A 21,070-nucleotide genomic window follows, 5' to 3' on the forward strand; every position below is an offset into this window, starting at 1 on the left:
CGGCCAGTGCGACGGCCATCTCGCCCTGGCGCTGCTTGGCGACGATGTTGGTCCCGACGTACTTCCAGGCGAACCATCCGCCGCCGACCACGAGGACGAGGGTCAAGAACCCTGCAAGCAGCCGGGCGGGGCGCAGGTGGGGGGTCGGCTTCAGCTCCGGGCGCTCGCGGCGCGGCGGTGCGAGGTCGGCGGGCACAGCGGGCTCCTCCTGGCGTCTCGGACCCGTGGTAACACAGATCACATCCAGGGTGACACACTGGTCGAGCGATCGGTCGAGGGCGCCGTGGGAGCGGCGCCGGAGCGCGACGCGTCCACACCGAAATGCTCGCGCTGCTTGACCTGAGCGCCGGATGCGTTCATCATCGACGGCAAAGGCTTGACACCCTGGGTTGAAATCTGCCCACTGTGGCGTCTAGACTGTTTCTTTGCGCCTCCTACCTCCTGCCCACAGCCCCTTGACGGGGGCCGTTCGGCATGGGTCCGGACGGTGCCGCAACCGGGAACTGCGAGCCTTTGGAAGGACCCCTCTTGGCTTCCTCGCGCACTGCCGCCACCTCCGCCAAAACCAACCCCCGTCGTGTCTCCTTCGCCAAGATCTCTGAGCCCCTCGAGGTGCCGGAGCTGCTGTCTCTCCAGACGTCCAGCTTCTCCTGGCTGATCGGGGACGAGGGCTGGAAGGCCTCGGTCGAGGAGCAGCTTGCCGCCGGTCGCAACGACGTCTCCCGGAAGTCCGGTCTGGAGGAGATCTTCGAGGAGATCTCTCCGATCGAGGACTTCTCCGAGACGATGTCGCTGTCGTTCCGTGACCACCGCTTCGAGCCGCCCAAGAACTCGGTCGAGGACTGCAAGGACCGTGACGTCACGTACGCCGCGCCTCTCTTCGTCACCGCCGAGTTCATGAACAACGAGACCGGCGAGATCAAGAGCCAGACCGTCTTCATGGGTGACTTCCCCCTGATGACGGACAAGGGCACCTTCATCATCAACGGCACCGAGCGGGTCGTCGTGTCCCAGCTCGTCCGCTCGCCGGGCGTCTACTTCGAGCGCACGCCCGACAAGACGTCCGACAAGGACATCTACACCGCCAAGGTGATCCCGTCGCGCGGCGCCTGGCTCGAGTTCGAGATCGACAAGCGCGACCAGGTCGGCGTCCGCCTCGACCGCAAGCGCAAGCAGAGCGTGACGGTCCTGCTCAAGGCCCTCGGCATGTCCGAGGCGGAGATCCTCGAGCAGTTCGGCCAGTACGACTCGATCCGCGCCACCCTGGAGAAGGACAACACGTCCGGCCAGAGCGACGCGCTGCTCGACATCTACCGCAAGCTGCGCCCGGGCGAGCCGCCGACGACCGAGGCCGCCCAGCAGCTGCTGGACAACTACTACTTCAACCCCAAGCGCTACGACCTCGCCAAGGTCGGTCGCTACAAGATCAACAAGAAGCTCGGCACCGACGAGGCCTTCGACCAGCAGACGCTGACCATCGAGGACATCGTCTCGGTGATCAAGTACATCGTCGCGCTGCACGCCGGCGAGACCGAGCTCGAGATGCCGGCCGGCTCGACGTTCGTCGAGGCCGACGACATCGACCACTTCGGCAACCGCCGCCTGCGCAGCGTCGGCGAGCTCATCCAGAACCAGCTCCGTACGGGTCTCGCCCGCATGGAGCGGGTCGTCCGCGAGCGGATGACGACTCAGGACGTCGAGGCCATCACGCCCCAGACCCTGATCAACATCCGCCCCGTCGTGGCGGCGCTGAAGGAGTTCTTCGGCACGTCGCAGCTGAGCCAGTTCATGGACCAGAACAACCCGCTCGCGGGCCTGACGCACAAGCGTCGTCTCTCGGCCCTCGGCCCGGGTGGTCTGTCTCGTGAGCGCGCCGGCTACGAGGTCCGTGACGTCCACCCGTCGCACTACGGCCGCATGTGCCCGATCGAGACCCCCGAGGGTCCCAACATCGGTCTGATCGGTTCGCTGGCGTCGTACGGTCGCATCAACTCGTTCGGGTTCGTCGAGACCCCGTACCGCAAGGTCGACGGCATCCGCGTCACCGAGGAGATCGAGTACCTCACCGCGAGCGACGAGGACCGCTACGTCATCGCCCAGGCCAACTCGCGCCTGAACGAGGACGGCACCTTCGCCGAGGATCGCGTGCTCGTCCGCCAGCGTGGTGGCGAGGCCGAGCTCGTCCCGGCCGACGAGGTCGACTACATGGACGTCTCGCCGCGCCAGATGGTGTCGGTCGCGACGGCGCTCATCCCGTTCCTCGAGCACGACGACGCCAACCGCGCGCTCATGGGCTCCAACATGCAGCGCCAGTCGGTCCCGCTGATCCGCAACGACGCGCCGCTCGTCGGCACCGGCATGGAGTTCCGTGCCGCCGTCGACGCCGGTGACGTGACGGTGGCCAAGGCCCCGGGCGTCGTGACCGAGGTCAGCGCGGACTTCGTCGAGGTCATGCAGGACGACGGCATCTACAAGACCTACCGGCTGTCGAAGTTCACCCGCTCCAACCAGGGCACCTGCATCAACCAGCGTCCGCTGGTCAAGGAGGGCGACCGCCTCGAGAAGGGCTCGCCGATCGCCGACGGTCCCTGCACCGACGAGGGCGAGATGGCGCTCGGCTCCAACCTCCTCGTGGCGTTCATGCCGTGGCAGGGCCACAACTACGAGGACGCGATCATCCTCTCGCAGCGTGTCGTCCAGGACGACGTGCTGACCTCGATCCACATCGAGGAGCACGAGGTCGACGCGCGTGACACCAAGCTGGGCCCGGAGGAGATCACCCGCGACATCCCGAACGTCAGCGACGAGATGCTCGCCGACCTCGACGAGCGCGGCATCATCCGGATCGGCGCGGAGGTCTCCAACGGCGACATCCTCGTCGGCAAGGTCACGCCCAAGGGCGAGACCGAGCTCACCCCGGAGGAGCGTCTGCTCCGTGCGATCTTCGGCGAGAAGGCGCGCGAGGTCCGCGACACCTCCCTCAAGGTGCCGCACGGCGAGTCCGGCACGGTCATCGGCGTCCGCGTCTTCGACCGTGAGGAGGGCGACGAGCTGCCCCCGGGCGTGAACCAGCTGGTCCGCGTCTACGTGGCGCAGAAGCGCAAGATCTCCGATGGTGACAAGCTCGCCGGCCGCCACGGCAACAAGGGCGTCATCTCCAAGATCCTCCCGGTCGAGGACATGCCGTTCTTGCCCGACGGCACCGCCGTCGACATCATCCTCAACCCGCTCGGCGTGCCAGGCCGGATGAACGTCGGTCAGGTTCTCGAGACCCACCTCGGGTGGGTCGCGAAGACCGGCTGGGACATCGGTGAGAGCAAGGGCGAGTGGGCCGAGCGCCTGCGCTCCATCGGCGCAGACCGTTCGCCGATGGACTCCAACGTCGCCACCCCGGTGTTCGACGGTGCGCGCGAGGACGAGATCCAGGGACTCCTGGCCTCGACCCTCCCGAACCGTGACGGCGAGCGGATGGTCGGCCGTGACGGCAAGGCGATGCTGTTCGACGGACGTACGGGTGAGCCGTTCCCGGCACCGATCTCGGTCGGCTACATGTACATCCTGAAGCTGCACCACCTCGTCGACGACAAGATCCACGCACGGTCGACGGGTCCGTACTCGATGATCACGCAGCAGCCGCTCGGCGGTAAGGCGCAGTTCGGTGGACAGCGGTTCGGCGAGATGGAGGTGTGGGCCCTCGAGGCGTACGGCGCGGCCTACGCCCTGCAGGAGCTCCTGACCATCAAGTCGGACGACATCCTCGGACGTGTGAAGGTCTACGAGGCGATCGTCAAGGGCGAGAACGTCCCCGAGCCAGGCATCCCGGAGTCGTTCAAGGTTCTCGTCAAGGAGATGCAGTCGTTGTGCCTGAACGTCGAGGTCCTCTCGTCCGACGGCACCGCGGTGGAGATGCGTGACGCTGAGGAGGACGTGTTCCGGGCTGCTGAAGAGCTCGGGATCGACCTCTCGCGCCGCGAGCCCGCCAGCGTCGAGGAGGTCTGAGTCGCCGGGGCGCGGCACTCTCTGAGTCCGCGCCCCGCCTCCGGCCTCGTCCACAGATTTTTCATCACGAAGGAAAGAAGACAACGTGCTCGACGTGAACTTCTTCGATCAGCTCAAGATCGGCCTTGCCACCGCCGACGAGATCCGTGGGTGGTCCCACGGTGAGGTGAAGAAGCCCGAGACGATCAACTACCGCACGCTCAAGCCCGAGCGCGACGGTCTCTTCTGCGAGAAGATCTTCGGTCCCACGCGGGACTGGGAGTGCTATTGCGGCAAGTACAAGCGTGTCCGCTTCAAGGGCATCATCTGCGAGCGCTGCGGCGTCGAGGTGACCCGCTCCAAGGTGCGTCGTGAGCGCATGGGACACATCGAGCTCGCCGCTCCCGTCACCCACATCTGGTACTTCAAGGGAGTTCCCAGCCGGCTGGGCTACCTCCTCGACCTCGCGCCGAAGGACCTCGAGAAGGTCATCTACTTCGCCGCGTACATGATCACGCACGTCGACGAGGACGCGCGTCACCGCGACCTGCCCTCGCTCGAGGCCAAGATCGACGTCGAGCGCAAGAACCTCGAGTCGCGTCGCGACAACAACATCGAGCAGCGCATGGCGAAGTTCGAGGAGGACCTCGGTGCGCTGGAGGCCGAGGGCGCCAAGGCCGACGCCAAGCGCAAGGTCAAGGACGCCGCCGAGCGCGAGGTCAAGCAGATCCGTGACCGCGCCCAGCGCGAGATCGACCGTCTGGACGAGGTCTGGAGCCGCTTCAAGAGCCTCAAGGTCCAGGACCTCGAGGGCGACGAGCTGCTCTACCGCGAGATGACCTACCGCTTCGGCAAGTACTTCGAGGGCTACATGGGCGCGCAGGCGATCCAGAAGCGCCTCCAGGACTTCGACCTCGCGGCGGAGGCCGTGAGCCTCAAGGAGACCATCGCGACCGGCAAGGGCCAGCGCAAGACGCGAGCCCTCAAGCGCCTCAAGGTCGTCTCGGCCTTCATGTCGGGAGACAACCGGCCCGCCGGCATGGTCCTCGACGCGGTCCCGGTGATCCCGCCGGAGCTGCGGCCGATGGTCCAGCTCGACGGTGGCCGCTTCGCCACCAGCGACCTGAACGATCTCTACCGTCGCGTCATCAACCGCAACAACCGGCTCAAGCGCCTGCTCGACCTCGGCGCGCCGGAGATCATCGTCAACAACGAGAAGCGGATGCTCCAGGAGGCCGTCGACTCGCTGTTCGACAACGGCCGTCGTGGACGGCCGGTCACCGGACCGGGCAACCGCCCGCTCAAGTCGATCTCCGACATGCTCAAGGGCAAGCAGGGTCGCTTCCGCCAGAACCTGCTCGGCAAGCGCGTCGACTACTCGGGCCGTTCGGTCATCGTCGTCGGCCCGCAGCTCAAGCTGCACCAGTGCGGTCTGCCCAAGCAGATGGCGATCGAGCTGTTCAAGCCGTTCGTGATGAAGCGTCTGGTCGACCTGAACCACGCGCAGAACATCAAGTCGGCCAAGCGCATGGTCGAGCGCGGCGCGCGCGCCGAGGTGTGGGACGTCCTCGAAGAGGTCATCTCCGAGCACCCGGTGCTGCTCAACCGTGCACCCACCCTGCACCGGCTGGGCATCCAGGCGTTCGAGCCGCAGCTCATCGAGGGCAAGGCCATCCAGATCCACCCGCTCGTCTGCTCGGCCTTCAACGCCGACTTCGACGGTGACCAGATGGCCGTCCACCTCCCGCTGTCGGCCGAGGCGCAGGCTGAGGCACGCGTCCTCATGCTGTCGACCAACAACATCCTCAAGCCCGCCGACGGTCGTCCGGTCACCATGCCGACGCAGGACATGGTCATCGGGCTGTACTTCCTCACGCTCGAGCGTGACGGACAGCCGGGCGAGGGTCGCGCGTTCTCCTCGGCGTCCGAGGCGAGGATGGCGTTCGACCGTGGCGAGATCGCGCTCCAGAGCAAGATCAAGATCCGCTTCCCCGAGGTCGTGCCCCCGGCCGACGTCGAGGTCCCGGAGGGCTGGAGCCGCGGCGACGCCCTGACGCTGGAGACCACGCTCGGACGTGTCCTCTTCAACGAGGCGCTCCCGGTCGACTACGCCTACGTGAACTACCAGGTCGGCAAGAAGCAGCTCGGTGTGATCGTCAACGACCTCGCCGAGCGCTACAGCAAGGTCGAGGTCGCCGCGTCCCTGGACGCGCTGAAGGACACCGGCTTCCACTGGGCCACGCGGTCCGGCGTCACGATCTCGATCGAGGACGTCGTCACCCCGAGCCGCAAGCAGGAGATCCTCGCCATCTACGAGGATCAGGACGCCAAGGTCCAGAAGCAGTTCCAGCGCGGTCTGATCACCGACGACGAGCGTCGCAGCGAGCTCATCGAGATCTGGACCCAGGCCACCAACGAGGTCTCCGCCGAGATGGAGAAGACCTTCACCGAGGACAACCCGATCTGGATGATGATCCAGTCGGGCGCTCGCGGCAACATGATGCAGATGCGTCAGATCGCCGCGATGCGAGGCCTGGTGGCCAACCCGAAGGGTGAGATCATCCCGCGCCCGATCAAGGCGAACTACCGCGAGGGTCTGTCGGTCGTCGAGTACTTCATCGCGACCCACGGCGCGCGCAAGGGCCTGGCCGACACCGCGCTCCGTACGGCGGACTCCGGCTACCTGACGCGTCGCCTGGTCGACGTCAGCCAGGACGTCATCATCCGCGAGGAGGACTGCGGCACCGAGCGTGGTCTGCCCACGCGGATCGCGGACCGTCTGCCTGACGGCCGGCTCGTGCTGGCGGAGAACGTCGAGACCTCGGCGTACGCCCGCAACGCGGCGACCGAGATCACCCACCCGGAGACGGGTGAGGTCCTTGTCGAGGCCGCCGGCGACCTCGGAGACCCCGAGATCGCACGGCTCGTCGCGGCCGGGATCGAGGAGATCAAGGTCCGTACGGTGCTGACCTGCGACGCCAAGACCGGCACCTGCGCCAAGTGCTACGGCCGTTCGCTGGCGACCGGCAAGCTCGTCGACATCGGCGAGGCCGTCGGCACCATCGCGGCCCAGTCGATCGGTGAGCCCGGCACCCAGCTGACGATGCGTACCTTCCACACCGGTGGTGTGGCCGGTGACGACATCACGCACGGTCTGCCGCGTGTCGTCGAGCTCTTCGAGGCGCGTCAGCCCAAGGGCCGCGCGCCGATCTCGGACGCCGCCGGACGCGTGACGATCGACGACAGCGACAAGGCTCGCAAGCTCGTCGTCGTCCCGCACGACGGGTCTGAGCCGCACGAGTACCCGGTGTCCAAGCGCTCGCGTCTCCTCATCGCCGACGGCGACGAGGTGGAGGTTGGGCAGCAGCTGACGCACGGCACGCCGGATCCGCAGGAGGTTCTGCGCATCCTCGGCGTCCGCCGGGCTCAGGAGCACCTGGTCGACGAGGTCCAGGAGGTCTACCGCAGCCAGGGCGTGGCCATCCACGACAAGCACATCGAGATCATCGTGCGGCAGATGCTGCGTCGCGTCACGGTCATCGACCAGGGCGAGACCAAGCTGCTGCCGGGTGACCTGCACGACCGTGCGACGTTCGAGGAGGCCAACCGTCGCGTGGTGGCCGAGGGCGGGCAGCCTGCATCCGGCCGTCCGGTGCTGATGGGCATCACGAAGGCCTCCCTCGCGGTCGAGTCGTGGCTGAGTGCCGCGTCTTTCCAGGAGACGACCCGTGTCCTCACGGAGGCGGCGATCCAGGGCAAGTCGGACCAGCTCCGTGGCCTGAAGGAGAACATCATCATCGGCAAGCTGATCCCGGCGGGCACCGGCCTCGAGCGGTACCGCAACGTTCGGGTGGAGCCCACCGAGGAGGCGCGCCAGGCGGCGTACGCGGTGACCGGGTACGAGTCGTACGACTACGACTTCGGCAACACCGGGGGCCAGTCCGTCGCGCTGGACGACTTCGACTTCGGCAGCTTCTCCGGCTGATCGACGAGGTCCTGACGAGGGCCCCCGGGAGCATCTGCTCCCGGGGGCCCTCGCACGTCGTGCACCGTTCGCCGCGTGTTCTCGGGCCCTCTCAGGATGCGTTAAGGAACGGGTGGTTACGTCGTGCCAGATGTCTACGACGCTGATGCAGCCCCGAGCAGACGCCGACAGCTCCGTCGACGCAGCGGCCCGACCGGCGGCGCGCGATCCTCTTCTCGACAACGCCCGCTACTGGGTGATGCTCCTGGTGGTCGCCGGGCACGCGTTGCAGTACCTCCTCGACGTCCCTGCCGCCCGGGGCACCTACGCCTGGATCTACGCCTTCCACATGCCCGCGTTCGTGCTCGTCTCGGGCTACGTCTCGCGACGCTACGAAGGCTCGCCCAAGCAGACGCGAGCGCTCGTCACGACACTCGTCGTCCCCTACATCGTCCTCAACGTCGGTCTCGACGGGTTCCGCGCGGTGCTGGACGGCAAGCCCCTCGACATCAACCTGCTCGACCCGGCGTGGTCCACCTGGTTCCTCATCGCCCTGGTCGCCTGGCGACTGTCGACCCCGCTCTGGCAGGTGGTGCGGGCGCCGGTGCTGGTCGCGATCGCCGTGAGCCTGGTGGCCGGACTGTGGCAGGTGAGCAACGTCGTCTCGATCCACCGCATCCTCGGTCTGCTGCCGTTCTACGTGGCGGGGATGTACCTGCGGCCGGCGCACTTCGCGTTCCTCCGCCGTCCGCTGGTCCGTGTCGTGTCGGCGCTCGCCCTGGCCGGCACGTTCGCCTGGTGCCAGCTGCGTCACGAGGGCTGGTACGTCTCGTGGCTCTACTGGCGTGACGCCTACGCCGAGTCGCCCCTCGAGGCCGACGCCCTGGGCGGCCTGACGACGCGCGCGGGCCTGCTCGTGGTCGGGTTCGCCCTGACCGCCGCGGTCCTGTCGGTCATCCCGCGGCGCGTCGACGTCACGACCGGCCTCGGCCGCCGCACGATGAACGCGTACTTCCTCCACGGGTTCGTGATCATCGCCCTGGCCCACGTCGGCGCGTTCGACCTCCTGGCCGAGCTGGGCCCGTACTGCGTGCCGATCGTCCTCGTCGGCGCGGCCCTCCTGGGCACCGCGCTGATGTCGGAACGCGTCGCGCGTGCCGTCGGGCCGCTGCTCGCCCCACGGATGGAGTGGGCGTTCCGCCGCCCGGCGGAACGCCCAGACGAGCCCGGCCGCTCAGCCGCGCGAGGGCGGGGCGTAGAAGAGCGCGATGTAGTTGCCGCGTCCGGCCTGGGTGAACGTCGCTGAGACGGTCGGGCCGTTCTTCGGCGTCACGGCGCGGTAGGTGGTGCTGATCTCGGTGCGGTCCTCGATGACGTCCTGGACGGGGTCGCCGGCCGTGCTGTAGGCCAGCACATAGCTGCGTGCGATCGCGTCGGCGTTGGCGCCGCGCTCGACGAGGATGCTGGCGAAGGCGGGCCGGTCGCCCGAGAGGAGCAGCGCCGAGTCGTCGCGCAGCTTCCACTGCGGGGTGATGAGGTCGCCGCCGGTGGCAACCGGGCGCGAGACCGGGAGCTTCGGCCACGTGCCCTCCACCTGCGGGGCCGGCGGCAGAGGCGCGGTCGTCGCCGGAACCTTCTCCGGAGCGGGCAGGACCTGCGGCTCGCCCTCGGCCGGGGTGTCGGTCTCCTCGTCGAGCGCCGCCCACACCGGCCGCATGTCGGGGGGATCGGTGGCCACGACGGTGTACGTCATCACCGGTTTGCCCTGGGCGCCGGCGGGGGACTGCTGCGTCCGCAGGTTGCCCGGGTCGATGGTCACCGAGACCCGGACCCCGACGTCCTCGGTGGTGCGCCCTGTCACGTCGAACGAGCAGCCGGTGTAGACGCCGTCTGACGCGGTGCAGAATCGCGACCACGCGTCAGGGTCGAGCTCGAGCGCGGGCATGGCCTCGGCCACCTGGGCGAGCACGTTGCTGAACACCTCGCCGGGGTCACCGTCGATCCTCAGCAGTGCCGTCGTCGTGTCGGGCTCCGGCGGCTCCGAGAGGATCGCGAAGCTGTCGTCGGTGGGGAGCGGGTTGGGGGGCTCGGTCGGTGTCGGTGTCGTCTCGCCCTGGTTCTCGACGGCGTCGGCGGCCGCCTCGAGTGCCTGACGACGCTCAGCCTCGGCCAGGACCGGCTCGTACGCGGCGAGCAGCTCAGGGCTTCGTTGACGCACGAGCGGTCCGAGCTGGGTCGCCCCGTCGGGAACGGTGAAGGAGTAGACGATGGGCGTGCCGGAGAAGCTCTCGTGCTGGGCCACGTCCACCTTGAGGCTGGTGTGGGTGGTCGCAGAGGGGTCGGGTCGTGCCGGCGCGAGCGGGCTGCACGCGCCCAGGCCGAGGACCAGGGTCGCTGCGAGCGCAGCGGCCACTGTCGACCGGTTCATCCGTCCACCTCCAGATCAAGCCCCCGAACACCCTAGAGCAACGTGGTCAGGTGCCCGACAAGTGCCCGTGACGCCGTATTGTCATCTACGCAACACGCGTACAGACGCGCCTGTGGGCCGTCGTGACCTTCAGGAGCCCGGATGCCGTTCGCCCAGCCGACCCGTCCCGAGACTGTCTTCACCTACGGGTCCCCGAGACTGAAGATCGGGTCCGGCGCGAGCGCGGAGCTCGGCTACGAGCTCGCGTCGCTCGGTGTGCGTCGAGCGCTGCTGGTCACCGACCGCGGCCTCGAGGCGACCGGTGTCCCCGACCGGGTCGTCGAGCAGGTCGCGGCCGACGGCGTGGAGCTGGTCGTCTACGCCGACTCGCACGTCGAGCCGACCGACGCGAGCCTCTCCGATGCGATCGACTTCGCACGCTCGCACGGTCCCTTCGACGCCGTGGTGGCCCTCGGAGGAGGCTCGAGCATCGACACCGCCAAGGCGGTCAACCTGCTCACGACCAACGACGGTGAGCTGATGGACTACATCAACGTGCCGGTGGGAGCAGGCCGGGCGCCGGCCAAGGCCCTCCTCCCGTTGATCGCGCTCCCGACGACGACCGGCACCGGGAGCGAGAGCACCACGATCTGCGTGCTCGACGTCCTGTCGCAGCACGTGAAGACGGGCATCAGCCATCCGCGGCTGAGGCCGGAGCTGGCGATCATCGACCCCCAGCTGACGCTGTCCCAGCCGCCGGAGGTCACTGCGGCCAGCGGGATGGACATCCTCTGCCACGCGCTCGAGAGCTACACCGCACGTCCGTTCACCTCCTACGAGCGCAAGGCCGCCTCGGAGCGCGTCCCGTACTGCGGAGCGAACCCCATCTCCGACGTGTGGGCCGAGAAGTCGATGAGCCTGCTCGCGTCGTCCTTCCGCGCGGCGGTGCACGACGGCGGTGATGTCGACGCCCGCGAGCAGATGGCGCTGGCCGCGACGTTCGCAGGCATGGGGTTCGGCAACGCCGGGGTCCATATCCCGCACGCCAACGCCTACCCGATCGCCGGCCAGGTGAAGGACTTCCGTCCCTCGGGCTACCCGCAGGACGAGGCGATGGTGCCGCACGGCATGGCGGTCTCGCTCACCGCTCCCGAGGCGTTCCGCTACACCTTCGACGCCGCGCCCGAGCGGCACGTGCGCGCGGCCGAGCTCCTCGAGCCCGGCGCTGCCCGGCCGTCCGACCTCGCCGACCTCCTGCCGCAGGTGCTCGTCCGCCTGATGCGCGACATCGGCATCCCCGCAGGCATCGGCGCCGTCGGCTTCGACAAGGGCGACGTCCCCGCTCTCGTCGAGGGGACGATGAAGCAGCAGCGGCTCCTCGCCACCGCGCCCAAGCCGGTGGACGAGGAGGCGGTGGCGGGCATCTTCGAGCGGTCGATCAGCCTGTGGTGACGCCCTCCTCGGTCGATGCGGCCACGCTCGGCCTCGACACCGCCACGGCTCTGCGTCGCGCGGGGGTCGGCGACGTCGACGACTCCGCCCTGGCACGCGCGCTCTACAGCACCGACGCCTCGCTCTACCGTGTCGTCCCCCAGGTCGTCGTCCGGCCGCGCACCACCGACGAGGTCCTTGCGGTCGTCGACGTCGCCCGTGCGTCGGGGGTGCCGCTCACCTCGCGCGGTGCCGGGACGTCGATCGCCGGCAACGCGGTCGGCCCGGGGATCGTGATGGACTTCACGCGCCACCTCAACCGTGTCCTCGAGATCGATCGCGACGCCCGTACGGCCCGGGTCGAGCCCGGCACCGTCCATGCCGCGCTGCAGCGGGAGGCAGCGCGGGCAGGGCTGCGCTACGGGCCCGACCCGTCCACGCACACCCGGTGCACCATCGCCGGGATGATCGGCAACAACGCGTGCGGGTCCCGCGCCCTCGCGTACGGACGCTCGGCCGACACCGTCGCCGCGCTCGACGTCGTCACGGCGAGCGGTGAGCGGCTCTCGCTCGTCCGGCCCGTGGCCGGTTCCGCCTCGAGCGGCTCCGGCTCGTCGCCGACGCTGGAAGCCCTCCGCGCCGTGGTCGGTGCCGACCTCGCGACGATCCGGACCGAGTTCGGGCGGTTCGGGCGGCAGGTGTCGGGGTACTCCATGGAGCACCTCCTGCCCGAGAACGGGTTCGACGTGGCGACCTTCCTCGCCGGCACCGAGGGCACGCTCGCCGTCACCCTCGGTGCGACCGTCGACCTGGTCTCCGATCCGCCGTACCGTGTCCTGCTGCTCCTGGGCTACCCGACGATGGCCGACGCTGCCGACGACGTGCTGGCGATCCTCCCGCACGACCCGACCGCCTGCGAGGGCCTCGACGCCCGGATCGTCGACGTCGTCCGTGCCCAGCGCGGTCCCGCGTCCGTCCCCGAGCTGCCGGCCGGCTCCGGATGGATGTTCGTCGAGCTGTCCGGAGGCTCGCCGGGCGAGCTCGAGGCGCGTGCCGCGGCCGTCGCCGCCGGTGTCGGCACCCGTTCGACGCGGCTGGTCACCGACGTCGCCGAGCAGGCCGCCCTGTGGCGCATCAGGGAGGAGGGGGCCGGCCTCGCGGCACGGTCGCTCTCACGTCCGGCCTATGCCGGCTGGGAGGACGCCGCTGTCCCGCCCGCGCGGCTGGGTGCCTATCTGCGCGAGTTCGAGGCCCTGCTGCGCCAGTACGACCTGGACGGTGTGCCGTACGGCCACTTCGGTGACGGATGCGTCCACGTCCGCATCGACTTCCCGTTCGCCGCGCCCGAGCACGAGGGCACGAGGGTGTTCCGCGCCTTCCTGCTCGACGCCGCCGCGCTGGTCGCGCGACATGGCGGCTCGTTGTCCGGTGAGCACGGAGACGGACGGGCTCGGTCCGAGCTCCTGCCGCTGATGTACACGCCGGAGTCGCTGTCGCTCTTCGGGCGGGTCAAGGCGGCCTTCGACCCCGACGACCTCCTCAACCCCGGTGTGCTGGTCGATCCCGCCCCGCTCGACGCCGACCTCCGCGGCACCGGCGTCGGCCGAGTCCGCGACCGCCTCGCGCTCCGGCTCGTCCACGACGACGGCGACTTCGGCGCCGCGGTCCACCGCTGCACCGGCGTCGGCAAGTGCATCGCCGACAACACGGCGGCGGGCGGGGTGATGTGCCCGTCGTTCGTGGCGACACGCAATGAGAAGGACTCGACCCGGGGCCGGGCGCGGGTGCTCCAGGAGATGGTCGACGGCCGGGTGGTCGACAAGGGCTGGAAGGATCCGGCGGTGCACGAGGCGCTCGACCTCTGCCTCTCCTGCAAGGGGTGTGCCAGGGACTGCCCGACCGGGATCGACATGGCGACCTACAAGGCGGAGGTGCTCCACCAGACCTACCGACGTCGTCTCCGGCCGCGCAGCCACTACGCCCTGGGCCTGCTCCCGCTCTGGGCGCGCCTGTCCTCGCCGGTGGCGAGGCTGGTGAACGCCCTGCTCCGGACCCCGGGCCTGCGGCCGCTCGCGCTGTGGCTGGCGGGCGTCGACCCCCGGCGCAGCATCCCGCGCTTCGCCTCGACCACGCTCCGTCGCTGGAGTCGCGGGGAGGGCACGGCGACCCGGGGGAGCGATGCCGCCGCGCTGCACGACACCTCCGGGGCGGACCGTCCTGAGGTGCTGATCTGGGCCGACTCGTTCACCAACTACTTCCACACCGCGCCCGGGCAGGCCGCTGTCCGCGTGCTCGAGGCGGCGGGCTACCGGGTCCGGCTGCTCGACGAGTCGGTGTGCTGCGGGCTCACGTGGATCTCCACCGGTCAGCTCGACGGTGCCCGCCGCAACGTCGAGCGCACGGTGGCTGCGCTGCACCCGTACGTCGCGCTCGGCACCCCCGTCGTGGGCCTCGAGCCGTCCTGCCTCGCCGTGCTGCGCTCGGACGCCGTCGAGCTGACCGACGACCCCCGCGCCGTCGAGGTGGCCGGGGGAGTGTTCACCCTCGCCGAGCTCCTCGCCCGGACCCCCGGATGGGTCGCGCCCGACCTGAGCGACGTGACGATCGTCGCGCAGCCGCACTGCCACCACGCCTCGGTTCTCGGCTGGCAGGCCGACGCGGCGCTGCTGCAGGGAGCCGGGGCTACGGTGACCCGGCTCGGGGGATGCTGCGGTCTGGCGGGCAACTTCGGGGTCGAGCGCGGTCACTACGACGTGTCGGTGGCCGTCGCGGAGCACCAGCTGCTCCCCGCCGTACGCGAGGCGCCCGAGGGGAGCGTCGTGCTGGCGGACGGGTTCTCGTGCCGGACCCAGCTGGACGATCTCGCCGGCGTCCAGGCCCTCCACCTGGCCGAGCTGCTGGACCGCCACCCCTCGCGCGAGGGCCGTGGTGAGGGCGCCCCCCGAACCCGTTTTGACCCCTCACGAGGCACCCGGTAGTCTTGGACATTGTGCCGTGGACTCGTGTCCGTGTGCACTGATTCGCGTGTCGCCGCACCGTCGGTCGAGTCGCGCGACCTGGCCTCGCAGCCGGGCCGTGCGGACGAGGTGCAGGACCGCGAGCAGCAACACCTACCATCGCACGACGCGGTGGCGGCACGCCCCGAGCGCGCCGCCGGACGACGCCTGCGGCGGGGACGAAGAGAGCTACAGAGACAGAGCCGGACAGAAGAAAGAAGCATGTAGTGCCAACGATCCAGCAGTTGGTCCGCAAGGGCCGTCAGGACAAGGTGGCGAAGACCAAGACGCCCGCCCTGAAGGGTTCGCCCCAGCGTCGCGGAGTGTGCACCCGCGTGTACACGACGACGCCGAAGAAGCCGAACTCTGCGCTGCGCAAGGTTGCTCGCGTCCGGCTGAGCAGCGGCATCGAGGTCACGGCCTACATTCCCGGTGAGGGTCACAACCTGCAGGAGCACTCGATCGTGCTCGTTCGCGGTGGCCGTGTGAAGGACCTCCCGGGTGTGCGATACAAGATCATCCGCGGCGCGCTGGACACCCAGGGTGTCAAGAGCCGCAAGCAGGCTCGCAGCCGCTACGGCGCGAAGAAGGAGAAGAGCTGATGCCGCGCAAGGGTCCAGCACCGAAGCGTCCCACCGAGGCCGATCCGGTCTACTCGAGCCCCCTGGTCACGCAGCTGATCAACAAGGTCCTCGAGGACGGCAAGAAGCAGGTCGCCCAGCGCATCGTCTACAGCGCGCTCGAAGGCTCGCGTGAGAAGTCCGGCACCGACCCGGTCATCACGCTGAAGCGCGCGCTCGACAACGTCAAGCCGACCCTCGAGGTCAAGTCCCGCCGTGTCGGCGGTGCGACCTACCAGGTCCCGATCGAGGTCCGCGCCTCACGCGCCAACACCCTCGCTCTTCGCTGGCTCGTCCGGTTCGCCAGCGAGCGTCGCGAGAAGACCATGGCCGAGCGCCTGATGAACGAGCTGCTCGACGCCTCGAACGGTCTGGGCGGCGCAGTCAAGAAGCGTGAGGACACGCACAAGATGGCCGAGGCCAACAAGGCCTTCGCCCACTACCGCTGGTGACGGCGTGCCGTAGGCCCGTCACGGGCCGGCGGCACCCATCTCCGGAATCGACTCACGACAGCAAGGGAAGTCAGCCAAGGTGGCCGTAGACATCACCACCAACCTCGCCACGGTGCGCAACATCGGCATCATGGCGCACATCGACGCGGGCAAGACGACGACGACCGAGCGCATCCTCTTCTACACCGGCATCACGTACAAGATCGGTGAGGTCCACGAGGGCGCAGCCACGATGGACTGGATGGAGCAGGAGCAGGAGCGCGGCATCACGATCACGTCGGCCGCGACGACCTGCTGGTGGAAGAACCACCAGATCAACATCATCGACACCCCCGGTCACGTCGACTTCACCGTCGAGGTGGAGCGGTCCCTGCGCGTCCTCGACGGCGCGGTCGCGGTCTTCGACGGCGTCGCCGGCGTGGAGCCGCAGTCGCAGACCGTCTGGCGTCAGGCCAACAAGTACCACGTGCCGCGGATGTGCTTCGTCAACAAGCTCGACCGCACCGGCGCAGATTTCTTCTACTGCGTCGACACGATCGTCGAGCGCCTCAACGCCAACCCGGCGGTGCTGCAGCTCCCGATCGGCGCCGAGGCCGACTTCCTGGGCGTCGTCGACCTCGTCGGCATGCGTGCGCTCACGTGGCGCGGCGAGACCGAGATCGGTGAGGACTACACGGTCGAGGAGATCCCGGCCGAGCTCGCCGACAAGGCCGCCGAGTACCGCGAGAAGCTGCTCGACACGGTCGCGACCGCTGACGACGACCTGATGGAGATGTACCTCGAGGGCGAGGACATCGACGTCGACACGCTGAAGGCGGCGATCCGTCGCGCCACGCTGGCCGACAAGATCGTCCCGGTCCTGTGCGGCACCGCGTTCAAGAACAAGGGTGTCCAGCCCCTGCTCGACGCGGTCGTCGACTACCTCCCCTCGCCGGTCGACGTCGGCTCCGTGGCGGGCCACAAGGCCGGCGACGAGGAGACCGAGCTCACGCGCCAGCCGACGGAGGAGGAGCCCTTCTCGGCCCTCGCGTTCAAGATCGCGGCCGACCCCCACCTCGGCAAGCTGACCTACATCCGTCTCTACTCCGGTCGCCTGACGGCGGGCACGCAGGTGCTCAACTCCGTCAAGGGCCGCAAGGAGCGGATCGGCAAGATCTACCAGATGCACGCCAACAAGCGTGAGGAGATCGCGTCGGTCGGCGCCGGCCAGATCGTCGCCGTGATGGGTCTGAAGGACACCACCACGGGCGAGACGCTCTCCGAGCCGAGCAACCCGATCGTGCTCGAGTCGATGACCTTCCCGGCTCCGGTGATCCAGGTCGCCATCGAGCCGAAGACCAAGAGCGACCAGGAGAAGCTCGGCGTCGCGATCCAGCGTCTCGCCGAGGAGGACCCGACGTTCACGGTCCACACCGACGAGGAGACCGGGCAGACCATCATCGCCGGCATGGGCGAGCTGCACCTCGACATCCTCGTGGACCGCATGAAGCGCGAGTTCCGCGTCGAGGCCAACGTCGGCAAGCCGCAGGTCGCGTACCGCGAGACCATCAAGCGCAAGGTCGAGAAGGTCTCGTACACCCACAAGAAGCAGACCGGTGGTTCGGGTCAGTTCGCCAAGGTCCTCATCAGCATCGAGCCCACGGGCCCGTTGGCTGGTGGAGAGGGCGGCTACGAGTTCTCGAACGAGATCACCGGTGGGCGCGTCCCGCGGGAGTACATCCCCGCCGTCGACGAGGGCGCGCAGGAAGCCATGGAGTTCGGCGTGCTCGCCGGCTACCCCATGGTCGACGTCAAGGTGACGCTGACCGACGGTCAGTACCACGACGTCGACTCGTCCGAGCTCGCCTTCAAGATCGCCGGTTCCATGGCGTTCAAGGAAGCGGCACGCAAGGCAGACCCGGTGCTCCTCGAGCCGATGTTCAAGGTCGAGGTCACCACCCCTGAGTCCTACCTGGGCGAGGTCATCGGCGACATCAACTCTCGCCGTGGCCAGATCCAGCAGATGTCGGAACGTTCCGGTGACCGGGTCGTGGACGCACTCGTTCCGCTCTCCGAGATGTTCGGGTACGTCGGAGACCTCCGGTCGAAGACGTCGGGGCAGGCGTCGTACTCCATGGAGTTCGACTCCTACGCCGAGGTTCCCAAGAACGTCGCAGAAGAGATCATCAAGAAGGCCAGGGGCGAGTGATCGCGGGCCTGACCTAGGCTTCGATCAGCTCAACCGCACGGCGCAAAAGCATCATTCAATCGAGGAGGAGCCTCAGTGGCTAAGGCGAAGTTCGAGCGGACTAAGCCGCACATGAACATCGGCACCATCGGTCACATCGACCACGGTAAGACGACGCTCACGGCGGCGATTACCAAGGTGCTGCATGACAAGTACCCGGACCTGAACGAGGCTTCGGCCTTCGATCAGATCGACAAGGCTCCTGAGGAGCGCCAGCGCGGTATCACGATCTCGATCGCTCACGTTGAGTACCAGACCGAGAACCGTCACTACGCGCACGTCGACTGCCCGGGTCACGCCGACTACGTGAAGAACATGATCACGGGTGCGGCACAGATGGACGGCGCGATCCTCGTGGTCGCCGCCACCGACGGCCCGATGCCCCAGACGCGTGAGCACGTCCTGCTCGCGCGCCAGGTCGGCGTGCCGGCGATGGTCGTGGCGCTCAACAAGTGCGACATGGTCGACGACGAGGAGCTCATCGAGCTCGTCGAGCTCGAGGTCCGCGAGCTGCTCAGCGAGCAGGAGTTCGACGGTGACAACGCACCGGTCGTCCGCGTTGCGGCCTTCCCGGCGCTCAACGGCGACGCCAAGTGGGGCGAGTCGATCATCGAGCTCATGAACGCTGTCGACGAGTACATCCCCCAGCCGGAGCGTGAGACGGACAAGCCGTTCCTCATGCCGGTCGAGGACGTCTTCACGATCACCGGTCGTGGCACCGTCATCACGGGTCGTATCGAGCGCGGCATCGTCAAGCTCAACGACACCGTCGACATCGTCGGCATCCGCGAGACGAAGCAGACCTCCACGGTCACGGGCATCGAGATGTTCCGCAAGCTTCTCGACGAGGGCCAGGCGGGCGAGAACGTCGGCCTCCTGCTTCGTGGCACGAAGCGCGAGGACGTCGAGCGCGGCATGGTCGTCATCGCTCCGGGCACCACGACTCCCCACACGGAGTTCGAGGCGCAGGTCTACATCCTGAGCAAGGAGGAGGGCGGCCGTCACACGCCGTTCTTCAACAACTACCGCCCGCAGTTCTACTTCCGCACCACGGACGTCACCGGCGTCGTCACGCTGCCTGAGGGCACCGAGATGGTCATGCCGGGCGACAACACCGAGATGTCGGTGCAGCTGATCCAGCCGATCGCGATGGAGGACGGTCTCCGCTTCGCGATCCGCGAGGGTGGTCGTACGGTCGGCGCAGGTCGCGTCACCAAGATCAACAAGTGATCTGAGCCCGGGGCAACCCCGGGACGGTCTCTGGACGAGGCCCCGCCCAGCTCGACGAGCTGGACGGGGCCTCGTCGTCTGTTCTCTGCCCATGGCGTGCGTCACGGCGCGCCACGGACCGGGCGACGTATCGTGAGGGCGTGGGACACGACCATGCGCACGGCACGCCGTCCGCCCAGCACCGTCCGCGTCTGGCGTTCGTGCTGGGCCTCACCGTGCTGGTCCTCGTCGTCGAGGTCGTGGCCGCTCTCCTGACCGGGAGCCTGGCCCTGCTGGCCGACGCCGGCCACATGCTCAGCGACACCTTCGGGCTCGCGATGGCCCTCGCTGCCGTGACGGTCGCGCAACGTGCCGGCAGCCCGCGTCGGACGTTCGGCAACCACCGCTCGGAGATCCTCGCCGCGGGCGTCAACGGCCTGGTGCTGCTGGCGCTGTGCGCGGTCGTCGTGGTCTCGGCCGTACGCCGCCTGGACGACGCTCCCCATGTCGACTCGCCGTGGATGCTGGCGGCGGGCGTGCTCGGGCTCGCGGTGAACGTGGTCGGGCTCCTCCTGCTGCGCAAGGGCTCCCAGGAGAGTCTCAACGTCAAGGGCGCCTACCTGGAGGTCCTCGGCGACGCGGTCGGCTCCGTGGCGGTGATCGTGGCGGCCGTCGTGATCATGGTGACCGGCTGGGACGCCGCCGACCCGATCGCCTCGTTGGCGATCGCCGCGCTGATCCTCCCGCGCGCCGTCGGGCTGCTGCGCGAGGTCGCCGACGTCCTCCTGGAGTCGACGCCGCGCGACTTCGACCTCGACGACCTCAGGGCCCACATGCGGGAGGCTCGGGGGGTCCTCGACGTCCACGACCTGCACGTCTGGACGATCACCTCGGGGATGCCGGTCATGTCGGCCCACGTCGTGGTCGCCGACGAGGTCCTCGAGCACGACGCGGGGCACGGGGTGCTCGACGAGCTGCGGGGGTGTCTCTCCGACCACTTCGACGTGGACCACTCCACCTTCCAGCTGGAGTCGGCCGGCCATGCGGCCACGGAGCAGCACACGCACCGCTGACAGCGCGCGGCCGAGCCCGTACGGCAGAGGCCGCCGGCGACGCCCGACGGCAGACCGTTTGGTGGTGTTCGCTACCGTGAGAGTTGGTCCAAGTGCGACGGATCCTGCTCCGATTTGGCAATCAGGGGTGGTGTCTGTCAGACTTGGAAAGTTGCTTCGGCGCGCCTTGCCGTTCCACTCCGGTGTGAACGGCGCTGGTGCGCCTGGTCCGAGGAAGAGCAGGCACATCCCGCACGGGGTGGGCGGCGTCCGGGGCCCAACCATCCAACTCCAGAGGTGTGAAGACTCGCGCGCGCTACAGCCCGCGACACGCCCGACCTCGGGGGTCGGAGGGGAGCAGCGCTCTTCCTCGATCCCGGGGTGGAGAGTCCGAGGCAGTACGAAGAGAAGGACGAAGCGAGAGCATGGCGGGACAGAAGATCCGCATCAGGCTCAAGGCCTATGACCACGAGGTGATTGACACCTCGGCGCGCAAGATCGTGGACACCGTCACGCGTACGGGTGCCACGGTCGCTGGCCCGGTGCCTCTGCCGACGGAAAAGAACGTCTACTGCGTCATTCGTTCGCCGCACAAGTACAAGGACAGCCGCGAACACTTCGAGATGCGCACCCACAAGCGCCTCATCGACATCATCGACCCCACGCCGAAGACCGTCGACTCGCTGATGCGCCTCGACCTTCCTGCGGGCGTCGACATCGAGATCAAGCTCTGA

General features: G+C 68.5%; 13 protein-coding genes. 11 read left to right on the top strand and 2 right to left on the bottom strand.

Annotated elements, in window-relative coordinates:
* Window positions 1-196: hypothetical protein (locus PV363_RS01845; protein WP_301021574.1), on the bottom strand; the 196-nt coding region annotated here is incomplete at its 3' end.
* A gap of 332 nt (window positions 197-528) precedes the next feature.
* Here PV363_RS01845 and rpoB point away from each other — a divergent pair.
* The 3 genes from rpoB to PV363_RS01860 all read left to right on the top strand — a co-directional run bounded on the left by rpoB (window position 529) and on the right by PV363_RS01860 (window position 9,248).
* The gene (gene rpoB / locus PV363_RS01850) at window positions 529-3,999 is read left to right on the top strand and encodes a DNA-directed RNA polymerase subunit beta (protein WP_255560553.1); all 3,471 of its coding nucleotides are present in this window, start codon (window positions 529-531) and stop codon (window positions 3,997-3,999) included.
* Window positions 4,000-4,084: 85 nt separating this feature from the next.
* Window positions 4,085-7,963, top strand: coding sequence for a DNA-directed RNA polymerase subunit beta' (locus tag PV363_RS01855; protein ID WP_301021575.1), 3,879 nt, complete (start codon window positions 4,085-4,087; stop codon window positions 7,961-7,963).
* Window positions 7,964-8,093: 130 nt separating this feature from the next.
* Window positions 8,094-9,248 carry an acyltransferase family protein gene (locus PV363_RS01860; protein WP_220342074.1) on the top strand — a complete coding sequence of 385 codons (1,155 nt, stop codon included), beginning with the start codon at window positions 8,094-8,096 and terminating at the stop codon, window positions 9,246-9,248.
* Here PV363_RS01860 and PV363_RS01865 read toward each other — a convergent pair.
* Window positions 9,177-10,370 (bottom strand): hypothetical protein, encoded by a 1,194-nt coding sequence (locus tag PV363_RS01865; protein WP_220342073.1) that lies wholly within the window; start codon window positions 10,368-10,370, stop codon window positions 9,177-9,179. The two genes, PV363_RS01860 and PV363_RS01865, sit on opposite strands and share 72 nt — an antisense overlap.
* A 141-nt stretch (window positions 10,371-10,511) precedes the next feature.
* Here PV363_RS01865 and PV363_RS01870 point away from each other — a divergent pair, with 141 nt between their 5' ends.
* The 8 genes from PV363_RS01870 to rpsJ all read left to right on the top strand — a co-directional run bounded on the left by PV363_RS01870 (window position 10,512) and on the right by rpsJ (window position 21,070).
* The gene (locus PV363_RS01870; RefSeq protein ID WP_220342072.1) at window positions 10,512-11,801 is read left to right on the top strand and encodes a hydroxyacid-oxoacid transhydrogenase; all 1,290 of its coding nucleotides are present in this window, start codon (window positions 10,512-10,514) and stop codon (window positions 11,799-11,801) included.
* Entirely contained in the window at window positions 11,798-14,758 is a 2,961-nt protein-coding gene (locus PV363_RS01875) for an FAD-binding and (Fe-S)-binding domain-containing protein (RefSeq protein WP_301021576.1), read from the top strand. Before PV363_RS01870 ends, PV363_RS01875 begins: the two co-directional genes overlap by 4 nt.
* A 245-nt stretch (window positions 14,759-15,003) precedes the next feature.
* Window positions 15,004-15,378, top strand: coding sequence for a 30S ribosomal protein S12 (gene rpsL / locus PV363_RS01880; RefSeq protein ID WP_139087780.1), 375 nt, complete (start codon window positions 15,004-15,006; stop codon window positions 15,376-15,378).
* Complete coding sequence (rpsG, locus tag PV363_RS01885) at window positions 15,378-15,848, top strand: 30S ribosomal protein S7 (RefSeq protein WP_220342070.1); 471 nt, start codon at window positions 15,378-15,380, stop codon at window positions 15,846-15,848. Before rpsL ends, rpsG begins: the two co-directional genes overlap by 1 nt.
* A 79-nt stretch (window positions 15,849-15,927) precedes the next feature.
* Window positions 15,928-18,036 (top strand): elongation factor G, encoded by a 2,109-nt coding sequence (fusA, locus tag PV363_RS01890; RefSeq protein WP_220342069.1) that lies wholly within the window; start codon window positions 15,928-15,930, stop codon window positions 18,034-18,036.
* 75 nt (window positions 18,037-18,111) lie between these two features.
* Window positions 18,112-19,305: an elongation factor Tu gene (gene tuf / locus PV363_RS01895; protein WP_220342068.1), complete on the top strand. Its 1,194-nt coding sequence runs from the start codon at window positions 18,112-18,114 to the stop codon at window positions 19,303-19,305.
* A gap of 140 nt (window positions 19,306-19,445) precedes the next feature.
* Window positions 19,446-20,357 (top strand): cation diffusion facilitator family transporter, encoded by a 912-nt coding sequence (locus tag PV363_RS01900; RefSeq protein WP_220342067.1) that lies wholly within the window; start codon window positions 19,446-19,448, stop codon window positions 20,355-20,357.
* Window positions 20,358-20,761: 404 nt separating this feature from the next.
* Complete coding sequence (gene rpsJ / locus PV363_RS01905; RefSeq protein WP_039345402.1) at window positions 20,762-21,070, top strand: 30S ribosomal protein S10; 309 nt, start codon at window positions 20,762-20,764, stop codon at window positions 21,068-21,070.

It is taken from the genome of Mumia sp. (assembly GCF_028803055.1).
Lineage (GTDB): Bacteria > Actinomycetota > Actinomycetes > Propionibacteriales > Nocardioidaceae > Mumia.

Excerpts from the sequence above, each read along its gene's own strand:
- rpsJ (WP_039345402.1), top strand. The coding sequence starts at position 20,762 with ATGGCGGGACAGAAGATCCGCATCAGGCTCAAGGCCTATGACCACGAG.
- PV363_RS01865 (WP_220342073.1), bottom strand. The coding sequence starts at position 10,370 with ATGAACCGGTCGACAGTGGCCGCTGCGCTCGCAGCGACCCTGGTCCTC.
- PV363_RS01870 (WP_220342072.1), top strand. The coding sequence starts at position 10,512 with ATGCCGTTCGCCCAGCCGACCCGTCCCGAGACTGTCTTCACCTACGGG.
- PV363_RS01860 (WP_220342074.1), top strand. The coding sequence starts at position 8,094 with ATGTCTACGACGCTGATGCAGCCCCGAGCAGACGCCGACAGCTCCGTC.
- rpsG (WP_220342070.1), top strand. The coding sequence starts at position 15,378 with ATGCCGCGCAAGGGTCCAGCACCGAAGCGTCCCACCGAGGCCGATCCG.